Raw genomic sequence first — 10,950 nt, 5'->3', positions numbered from 1 at the left:
GTTTCCTTAAGCAGGACACTACAGGACGCGGAGGCTTTCTTCACTCTTTAATATTGCGCTCAGCTAACAAATACCTAATCGACATAAACTAACCAATATCATTCGATTTTAGCATTACTTGTTAGGCGAATTAATTATTGAACGGATATATCCCGATTCAACTAATGTAATCTAATAAACTAAACTTATGAACCGAAAAATTACTAAAATGTATGTAGGGCAATTAAAGTTACCTTGGCGCATCAATGCCTTGCGGACTTACTGTTTACTTACTGTTCTTTTGTTTTATGCACTGTTGCCCTCCGCTTTTTCGCAACAACCTGTTCGTGGAAAAGTAATTAGTAGTCAGGATGGCGCATCGCTGCCCGGTGTATCTGTCTTTGTCAAAGGCACAAAGCAAGGAACTACTACCGATGCGGACGGAAATTTTGTCTTACAAGCCGGTGAAGATGCCGTGCTGGTTTTTTCCTTTATGGGATACCTCAGTAAGGAAGTCCCTGCAAAAGGAGTATCAACCGTGTCATTGGAAGAAGATAGTCAAGGTTTGGATGAAGTGGTCGTCATTGGTTACGGAACGGCGAGAAGACGGGATTTAACGGGCGCCGTTGGTACGGTCAAAGGGAGCGAAATCAGGAATATACCGGTAACCAACGCAGCACAAGCGATTACCGGTAGGGTTGCTGGGGTTAATGTAGTGACGCAAAGTGGGGCACCTGGTGCTGATATTAATATCACTGTCCGCGGCGGGACTTCCATAACGCAAGGAACCAACCCCTTGTATATTGTGGATGGCTTTCAAATGGAAAACGCATTACGTAATGTTGATATCAACGACATCGAATCGATCGAAGTCTTGAAGGACGCGTCAGCCACCGCCATCTATGGTGCACGCGGTGCTAATGGTGTAATTCTAATCACTACCAAGTCAGGTAAATCCGGTAAAACCGAGGTAAATTATAACACATATTTCAGTTTTGAAAAGCTGAGCAGTAAGCTTGATCTACTGAGCACAGAACAGTATGTGAAATATCAGTATGAATTTCAGACACTTGCGGGAAAGGAAAGCCAGTGGGCGAACATGTTTGGTGGTGATGTGTCGAGCAGCGACTTCTATACCGGAGCTTACGATCGGATTGCACGCGACTATGGGTCACGGGCTGGCATCGATTGGCAGGATTTAGTGTTTGGGGATCAAGCTATTTTGCAGAACCATAACGTTAATATTAACGGTGGTTCTGAGAAAACGAAGTTTATGGTCAGTTATAACTTCACCGGGCAGGATGGAATTCTTGCAAAAACGGGTTATGAAAGAAATAGTGTCCGTGCTAAATTCAACCAGCGATTGGCCGAAGGGATTAGTCTTGATTTCAACACAAACTTGCAAGCCACCAAAACAGAGGGAGGTGGTTCTTTAGGCGGCATGCTCAAAATGTCTGTTTTGCAGCCTCCAACGGGTGGTATCCGATTTACGGACGAACAATTGATCCAAAGTGATATAGCAGAAGAGCTGCAGGCAGAGGATTCCCAATACGATATCTATAATCCGATTATTACAAATGATGCGGTTACCCAAACGAAATATGCCCGTTTAGCGGGAGTCAATATGGGCTTGAATGTGGATTTTCTTAAGGATTTCACGTTTCGTACCGCTGGAAGCTACCAATGGACACAAACACGCAGTGATTACTGGGATGATGGTCGTACGCGAACGGCACAAAATAATAAAGGGCCCTACGGTAGTCGTAACAACAGTGAGAAATTTATATGGCAGATCGTCAATACCCTTTCTTGGAAAAAAACGTATGATAAACATAATTTCAATGCGGTATTAGGACAGGAGACAACTTATGAGGAGTCGATGTCGTTAAACAATACGTATTATGAATTTCCTGAAAATAATTTCGGCTTGAATGACGTCGGTATGGCAGGAAGGATCGACCGTCCTTCTTCTGATAAATCACGCTATGGCTTGGTTTCCGGCTTTGCCCGTTTGATGTATAACTACGATGATCGTTATCTATTAACGGCCACGATTCGACGCGACGGTGTATCGAAGTTTATGCCCGGTCGGCAGTGGGGCACTTTACCTTCTGCGTCCGCTGCTTGGAACATTGATCGAGAGCAGTTCATGGAGAACATCGATTTCTTCGACCAGCTGAAGTTCAGGGTAGGTTATGGGACAACCGGAAATTGTGATATCGGGAATAATACTTATACCACTTTGTATCAATCCACCACTTATGCCATTGACAATGTAGAGGTTAATGGATTAAAACCGACAGATAAATTGGGTAATCCACTCTTGCAGTGGGAGAAGACACAGACCACCAATATTGGCTTAGACTTTTCTATTCTTAAGAATCGGGTGTCACTAACGGCCGACTATTATAATAACATCTCCAAGAACTTGCTTATTAGTGTGGCTATACCCACTTCTACGGGTTATACCAGCCAAAATCAAAATGTGGCTTCCATCAGAAATAGAGGCTTTGAGTTCCTGCTAAATACAGTGAATGTTCGTTCAAACGACTTTCAGTGGACAACAAGTTTAAATATCTCCTTTAACCGATCGAAAGTATTATCACTCTTCGGTGGCGACCGTGATTATATGCGCACCAATTTGAGCTCTCGTGTCGATTTCTGGACGGAGCTCAATAATACGGTCGGACTGTTTTATGGCTATCAATACGATGGTATTTATACAACCGATGATTTTATCCAAAATGGCGATGGCAGTTATACCTTAAAAGACGGTGTGGCCTCTTTGAAAGGGAAGGCGCGTTCATCCATAAAGCCAGGGGATGTTAAGTATGTAGCGCTCAGTGGTGAGACCGATGCCGACGGTAACCCGGTTTGGTCCACTAATGATCGCACCGTCATTGGAACCCCTGAACCCAAGTATTTCGGCGGTATCAATAATACTTTTGCCTATAAGGGTTTTGATTTAAGTGTATTCCTCAATTTCAGTTACGGTAACCAAGTTTTTAATATGAACTCCCAGCGTTACATAGGACCTTATCTGCCCAATCAAAACTCGCTGTCTGTCATGAATAACCGCTTCACTTTAATTGATCCGGCAACTGGTATGCAAACAAGCGATTTGGGTCGGTTGGCGGAGCTAAATCCTAATCAGCATGATAAAAAAGCGATGTGGAGTCTGCATTCACCGAATAATATTGCTATTACTGATGCCTTGGATTACTACCTCGAAGATGGTTCTTTCTTACGCATCAATAACATCACACTGGGATATACTTTACCTAAATCATGGTTACAGAAAGCCTTCATAAATAATGCAAGAATTTATTGCACCTTGAATAATATCCATACATTCACCGGTTATTCGGGCTATGATCCGGAAGTTTCAGCTACCGGGTCTATTCTCACCAGAGGCGTAGACAATTCGGCTTATCCAAGAACAAAAAGTATTGTCGTAGGCGCTAACTTAACCTTTTAACCGTAAAGCTTGTCAATCATGAAAATGAATATAAAACTTATTTTTTTGTTGGGAATTGTTCTTTGCAGCTCCTGTAAGAAATGGCTGGAGATGCCGTCCGAAAAAGAATTCGATAGTGAAACTATTTTTGATAACGTCTCCCGGGCCGAAATGGCGGTATTGGGTGCCTATAGCAGCACCTTCAATCGTGAATTATATTATCAATTCGGTATGGGAACCGACGAATGTTTCTCTACCGAAGGAGAAACCAATTCAAAAAATCAGGTAGCGAATTATGTATATAATACTTCCAACATTCCTACTTCTACTTATACAGCGATGTATGCCGGTGTCGAGTACGCAAATGTATGTATTAAAAATCTGCCACAAATGGAGGCCGCCAATGAGCAGGAAAAGCGCAAACTGGATATGCTCTTAGGTGAATCGTATGCCATCCGGGCGATGAATCTACTTAATGTGGTCCGTTTCTTCGGAGATGTTCCGTATCCCAAAATTCCGGTTGTGGATGCAGGAACCTTCAATTCGTCAAGAGTAAGTCGCGACACCATCTTGGATGGGTGTATTGAGGATCTTCAAAAAGCGATCGAACTGTTACCTTGGAAAGGGGAGGGGATGGTGGCCACGCCGGAGCGTTTTACTAAAAATGCTGCTTATGGAGTGCTTGCCCGGGTAGCGTTGTATGCTGCCGGTTATTCATTGCGCTGGGACCTGAATTCGTATTCTCCAGGTTCTGTTAAGATAGCACAACGCGACGATGTCAATCGCATTACACAGCTGTACGAGATTGCTCGAGACGCCTGCAAGGCCATTGTAGATCGTGGCGAAAATAATTTAATTGCTTATGAGACGGTATTCCGCGATTTGGTAAATGGACAATATAATGTTGAGACAATGCTTGAATATGGTCAGTATGGCGCGAATAGTAATGATGGTTCTATTAGTTATACAAACGGAATGTTTGCCCATACGAACTGCATGTTCGGTAAGGCTCAACCGGCCATGGGAGCTTTGCCAACTTACTATTTCGATTTTAGTGAGGGTGATGTCAGAAGGGACGTAGCGATTTGTAATTATAGCATCGCGAGCGATAATACCCGGCAGATGAACAACTATGCCGGTATGACCATCGGTAAATTTCGGGTGACATGGAAAGCGGAAATTGGAACAGCTATTAATAAACGGGATATCAATTGGCCGGTACTGCGTTACTCGGATGTCTTGTTGATGTATGCCGAAGCTGAAAACGAACTGAACCATGGTCCAACAGCCCTTGCCGTTGAAATGTACGAAAAGGTACGGTCAAGAGCTTTTAACAATGATCGAGCTAAAATGGGGGCAACACCGAGTGGTTATGAGGACTTCAAAAAAGCCGTTATTTCGGAGCGGAAATTAGAACTCGGCTTTGAAGGCTGGCGCAGGACCGACTTGGCTAGGTGGGGTATTTTATACGAAACACTTAGTGAAACGAAGCAGAAACTCATCCAATTGGCAAAAGGTGAAGGGCCATATGCCGATGTTGACAAATATCGAGCTTATAAAAAAGAGCAAGCTAAATCTTTCCTCGATCCAGTCGTCGCAGTTCCTTTTATCGGTTATTCGCAAGCTCCAACAGCGTCTGAGCAGCAGGAATTAAACACTCAAGGCTATACCTTGCTTGAAATGCATGGTAATGTTTCGCTCTTTAACGCGAATAGAACCGATGCCACCTCGGCTTGGATAACAGGATTGTTCCGAGGCCTCGAGAAAAATAAAGTGGAAATTTTACCATTAAATGCCACAACGATTGATGACAACCCGGGATTACAAGGACAGCAACATCCGCTTTATTAGAGAGTAGTTAATAGGGAGTAGGGAACTAGTTAAATGGAATTTCCTACTCTCTATCCCCTGGTCCAAATTTATCACTTCATAATTCCTGCCTACCGGCAGTCATCACTACTAAACTACTTCCCTACTCAATTATTCAACAATTCACTGATTTCTTTACTCCCCCGCAGGCCCCATCATCACATTAGCTAATTCATCAATTGGCTAATTAACTACTCAACCACTCAACAATTTCTCTGCTCCACGCCCATGCTTCATTGGCTAATTTACCAATCGGCTAATTAACTACTTCCCTACTCAACTACTCAACGTCTCAACTACTTAACGTCTCAACTACTTAACTATTTATCAACCCATCAATTCCGGAAACGATTGCGTAGTTTAACTCATAGTTAAAAAATGCGTTTATAGGCTTCTAACGCTGTTTTTGATCTTCGGCCTATCGGCAAACAGGACACTACAGGATGCATCCATTTATTGAGCTCTTTAATATTGTATTAGCTAGAATCGCCGGTATAGGTCTCTATGCTAACCAATGAGTAAATAATTCACTCGAAAACAAACGCAGATACACAACCAACAGGCTTACTGAAGGAGTTTTTTATCGTCTCCGAAGTAAAACCAACAATTTAACCATGTTTAAAATGAACCAAGAATCAGAACGGAACCAGACACGGAGACAGCAAGTACACTCACTTGTAATACAGCGAGGGATCAGCTGGTTTTTCATGTGTCTGCTATTGTTTAGTTTTCCCGTGCACTTATGGGCACAGGAAACTGTAAAGGGAAAAGTAATAAGTGCGCAGGACGGTCAAGCCTTACCGGGCGTATCGGTGCTTGTAAAGGGGAAGAAGGCAGGAACTAGCACAGATGCAAATGGAAATTTTGCTATTCAAGCCGCAAAAAATGAAATCTTGATTTTCTCCTTTGTGGGACACAAACCAAAAGAGGTAACCGTTGCGGGGCCTGTTGTAAATGTTACCTTGGATCAAGATAGCCAAGGTTTGGATGAAGTTGTCGTGGTAGGATATGGCCAACAAAAACGGGGTAATATCACTGGGTCAGTAGCAACCATGAATACTGAAAAATTAACGGAAAGACCACTTCCACGAGTTGATCAGGCCTTGGTTGGACAAATGGCCGGTGTCCGTGTCAAACAAACTACCGGGAATCCCGGGCAAGGTTTGAGTGTCCAGGTACGTGGTGTTGGTTCAATCTCCGCCGGAAATGAACCGCTGTACGTTCTGGACGGCTTCCCGCTATCGGGAGCAACGCCTAATCAAAATGGTGGCTATTCTACCGGCAATCCATTGGATAATATCAACCCGAATGATATCGAATCCATCCAAGTGCTAAAGGATGCGTCATCGGCAGCTATATACGGTTCCCGCGCAGCCAATGGAGTGGTTATTATCACGACTAAAAAAGGAAAGTCTGGAAAGCCGTCCATTAATTTAAATACCTACGTAGGCTATAATGAGCGCAGTAAAAAGCTTGATATGTTAAGTGGTCCGGAGTGGATAGATCGTGCTATTGAAATGATCAATTACCAATGGGTCACCTCCGGCTCGGGTAGAACGGCCGATCAAACAACGGAAGAAAGACGTGCTATTCTGGGCATAGCAGCTGATCAGGTCGATACACGGTACATGATTGATGATCGTTGGGTACAGCCGGGTTATCCAGGACTAAATATTATTGATTGGCAAGATGAAACTTTCCGTAAAGGTTTAGTGCAAAATTACCAACTTTCTGCTAGTGGCGGTACCGACGCGGTTAAATATTATGTTTCGGGTAATTACAACGGACAACAAGGGATGGTGAAAGAGCAGGACTTTACCTCCTATGCGGCGCGTGCCAATGTAGAGGTGAAAGCTAATGAAAAACTGACTTTTGGTATTAATTTAACCCCCACCTATTCGATTAATAACGATCCGGGTGTGGAAGGAAAAGATAATATCCTGCATCAATTAGTTTCATTTACACCGGTACAGGAAGCAAGTGCCGGCCTATATCCTAATGTTGGTGACAACCCTCAATACCGCTGGAGTACTTCGGCCAACAGTCCGGTAGGTAAATTAGAGCAAACCTTGGCCGTGACCAAACGCTTCCGTACAGTCGGGTCTTTATTTGGTCAATACGAGATTGTTGATGGACTGAACTTCAAAACAACCCTCAATTTAGACCATGTGGATAATACCTTTAAGCGTTATATTCCTTTTACGATTACCGGTAGTTTACCGAATAGGCAATCGGATTTAACCAAACGTACTTCCGGAACGTATAGTACTTTCAGAAGACAAACACTGGTTAATGAAAATACGTTGAATTATAATAAGACGATTGCCAATGACCACAGCATCTCTGCGCTTTTGGGTTTTTCTTATAACTCCGATAAACTGGATAATGCAACCATGTCATCCCAAAACGGCTATGGAAGTAGTACCATTACGACCTTGAATTATGCATTGGGCGTGACGGGTAATACAACGGAAACCAAGAATGTCTTACTCTCCTATTTCGGACGTTTGCAATACGCGTATCAAGATAAGTACTTACTGAGCGTGTCGGCTAGACGAGATGGTTCATCTCGCTTTGGTGCAAATACCAAATGGGGCTGGTTCCCTTCTGCGTCTATAGGCTGGCGTGTGTCGCAGGAAGATTTTATGCAAAGTATTAAGGGAACATTGAGTGATCTTAAATTGCGTGCCAGCTGGGGTAAGTCGGGGAACTACAACATTGGCGACTATAGTAGCCTGTCGGTCCTCGGAAACTATGCCTACTCTTTAGGTGGGCAGCTGGTTACAGGATTAGCTCCTAATGGTATCGTGAACCCCGATTTAACTTGGGAAAAGTCGAATACATTTGATGTCGGACTTGATTTAGGGTTCATTAATAACCGTATTACCGCTACAATCGATTACTATGATCGTAAGAGTACCGGACTGCTCTTGAACGTGCCGGTGTCGCAAATCACGGGCTTTGCGTCTTCCCTGGATAATGCAGGAAGCGTACGTAACAGAGGATGGGAATTGGAAATCAACAGCCAAAATATTACAGGGACGGCGGATGCATTTCAATGGAGTACTTCTTTTAACTTGAGTCATAACAGCAATAAGCTGACTTCATTACCTAACGGGCAGTCGCAAATCCTGATCCCATCTTCTTTTGATATCTCACATAGTATTTTACGCGTGGGCGACCCGATGTACAGCATTTATGTGGTTCGGCAAGAGGGTATTCTATCGCAGGCCGACATTGACAACGGAGCGGCTTTGTATGGAAATCAAACAGCGGGTGATCCGAAATATTTTGATGCCAACGGTGATGGCATCATTAATGAGAACGACCGTGTTATTGTAGGTCAGCCTAATCCAAAATATACATGGGGTATTACCAATACCTTCCGATATAAGGGCTTCGATTTGAGTGTACTCGTACAAGGCCAGTGGGGCGGTGGTATCTACTCTTTATTTGGTCGGGCTGTTAACCGGACCGGAACCGGTATTGTGGATAATGTGCTGGGCAGCTGGCGCGATCGCTGGCGCTCACCGGAGGACCCGGGGGCCGGTGAAGTAGGAAAGACAACCGGAACTTTCGGCCGAATCAAAAATACGGATTGGTACTATCCTTCCGACTACATTCGGGTACGGAATATCACATTGGGTTACGATTTGGGACGGATCATTCCGAAGACAACTTTCCAAGGTGCGCGCATATTTGTTACGGCTGAGAATTTCTTTGGTCATGATAAATACAAAGGTGGTTTTAACCCAGAAGCAACGAACACGAACTTAAGTGGTAGCACGCAGTTTCCGGAAGCGGGTGATTATGGCGGTCTACCGATTCCGAAATCGTTGATCTTCGGATTGAACGTAACGTTTTAACGATAAGTCCTCGTCAGACAACATACATAGTGATGATCATTATTAAAGATATAAAGTGATGAACAAGATTTTTTTAGTGCTATTGGTCCTTGCGGTTCTTACAGGTTGTGAGAAGGAGCTCGATCAACAACCTATTTCTGATCCTACGACAGAAACTTTCTATGCAATTCCCAATGATTTTATTCAGGGAGCAAATGCCATATATGCTGCTTTGCGCGGCTATCCGGACCGACAATTAAATTTATCGGAAACACGTTCTGATAATTTATATGCTGTATCAGATGGAGGTGTGCGTGATTGGGAAGGCATCAACGGATTTCACCGCAATCTGGCAGCGAATCCGTATATCGCGGAAGCTTGGTTAACCAACTACAATGGTGTTAACCGTGCGAACGTCTTACTTGAACAACTAGATAAAAATGGGCACATAGTAACCGACGAAAATTTGAGAGGTCGCTTACAAGGTGAAGCCCGCTTCTTGCGCGCCTTCTTCTATTTTGATCTCTTGCGTTGGTTTGGGCGGGTCCCGATCGTCGATCGCGTTATTACAGCAAGTGAAGCAGCTACCATTCCACAAAGTGATATTGCTGCAATTTACGACTTTATTATTGCGGATCTGCAAACGGCAATTCCTCTTTTGCCCTCGAAAAGTGAGTATGCAGGAGTTGATCGCGGTCGCGTCACCAATGCGGCGGCGCAAACGCTCTTAGCTTTGGTATATATGACCCGCTCGGGCCCTAATTTAGGTGTAAATGGGTCTGGCTTAGCTACTAACAATTGGCAAGAGGCAGCTGCTTTATTGGATGAGGTGATCGGTTCGGGTGAATACCAATTTTTGGAGGGTAACAATGCCTATGCTTCCATTTTTTCTTACGATAATGAAAACAATGCCGAAGTGGTATTTGATGTTCAGTATATCACAGGGCAAAATCCGGTAGCAGGAGCCACTTTTGCGTGGCTGTTAGCTCCTGACACATGGTTTAATGCCAATGGACATCCCAATCAGGGCGGTTTGACCATTCGTCCGGTATCGAATGATTTGTTGAATTCGTATGAGTCAGGCGATGTTCGAAAGGCCTTTTCTATTCAAACAGGATACGTTTATAATGGGGTGGCGGAAACCAGATCATTCTTTAAAAAATATATTGATTTATCCCGTGTGCCGAATAATCGCGAAGACTGGCCCATTAATTTCATTGTTTGGCGTTTTACCGACATCTTAATGTTAAGGGCTGAATGTACACTGCATGGTGCTTCCGGATCACAAGCGGAGGTAGATCAGGTGGTCAATCGGGTTCGTGCAAGAGCGGGTTTAGCGCCTAGGAGTCAGGTAGACCTTGCCGGTTTGATGGAGGAAAGACGAAAAGAATTTGCTGCCGAAGGATCAAGGTGGCACGACTTGATTCGAAGTGGTCTAGCGGAATCGGTCATGAGTAGCTGGATTGAAAAAGAGGACGTTCAGTCACGTATTGATCCCTTTCAATTAAATTATACACTTTATCCCATTCCGCAAGCCGAATTGGATGCGAAGCCAGGGGTGTATACGCAGAATGGAGGGTATTAATGGGAGTTGTAAGTCATAAGTGGTAGGTTTTAAGCTCAGCTTATCCAACGACCGGTGTAGGCGAATTATAGGTGACAAATCGTCACTCGACAAGGTATATTAATTAGCTAATGTGAGCCACTTGTGACTTACATACATGTGTTAACATAAGGGATACTTATAGCGTATAACTTTAAGTTTGGTTTAACCAACGGCCTGTGTGTGTGGATTATAGG

Annotated in this window: 4 protein-coding genes; all 4 read left to right on the top strand. The window is 43.8% G+C overall.

The features are described from left to right. Positions 1 to 187: 187 nt before the first annotated feature. Complete coding sequence (locus tag E0E36_RS24680) at positions 188 to 3,457, top strand: SusC/RagA family TonB-linked outer membrane protein (protein WP_130858180.1); 3,270 nt, start codon at positions 188 to 190, stop codon at positions 3,455 to 3,457. 18 nt (positions 3,458 to 3,475) lie between these two features. After that, entirely contained in the window at positions 3,476 to 5,287 is a 1,812-nt protein-coding gene (locus E0E36_RS24675; RefSeq protein ID WP_130858179.1) for a RagB/SusD family nutrient uptake outer membrane protein, read from the top strand. A gap of 641 nt (positions 5,288 to 5,928) precedes the next feature. Next, a complete protein-coding gene (locus tag E0E36_RS24670; RefSeq protein ID WP_130858178.1) occupies positions 5,929 to 9,171 on the top strand; it encodes a SusC/RagA family TonB-linked outer membrane protein in 3,243 nt (1,080 codons plus the stop codon). 58 nt (positions 9,172 to 9,229) lie between these two features. Next, positions 9,230 to 10,735, top strand: a complete 1,506-nt coding sequence (locus E0E36_RS24665; protein ID WP_130858177.1) for a RagB/SusD family nutrient uptake outer membrane protein — start codon at positions 9,230 to 9,232, stop codon at positions 10,733 to 10,735. Positions 10,736 to 10,950: the final 215 nt, after the last annotated feature.

This window comes from Olivibacter jilunii, from assembly GCF_900607235.1.
GTDB lineage: Bacteria > Bacteroidota > Bacteroidia > Sphingobacteriales > Sphingobacteriaceae > Olivibacter > Olivibacter oleidegradans.
This window is presented reverse-complemented; position numbering and strand designations above follow the sequence as displayed.

Bases quoted from the DNA above. Each gene is read 5' to 3' on its own strand.
- E0E36_RS24680 (WP_130858180.1), top strand. From the start codon at position 188: ATGAACCGAAAAATTACTAAAATGTATGTAGGGCAATTAAAGTTACCT.
- E0E36_RS24675 (WP_130858179.1), top strand. From the start codon at position 3,476: ATGAAAATGAATATAAAACTTATTTTTTTGTTGGGAATTGTTCTTTGC.
- E0E36_RS24670 (WP_130858178.1), top strand. From the start codon at position 5,929: ATGAACCAAGAATCAGAACGGAACCAGACACGGAGACAGCAAGTACAC.
- E0E36_RS24665 (WP_130858177.1), top strand. From the start codon at position 9,230: ATGAACAAGATTTTTTTAGTGCTATTGGTCCTTGCGGTTCTTACAGGT.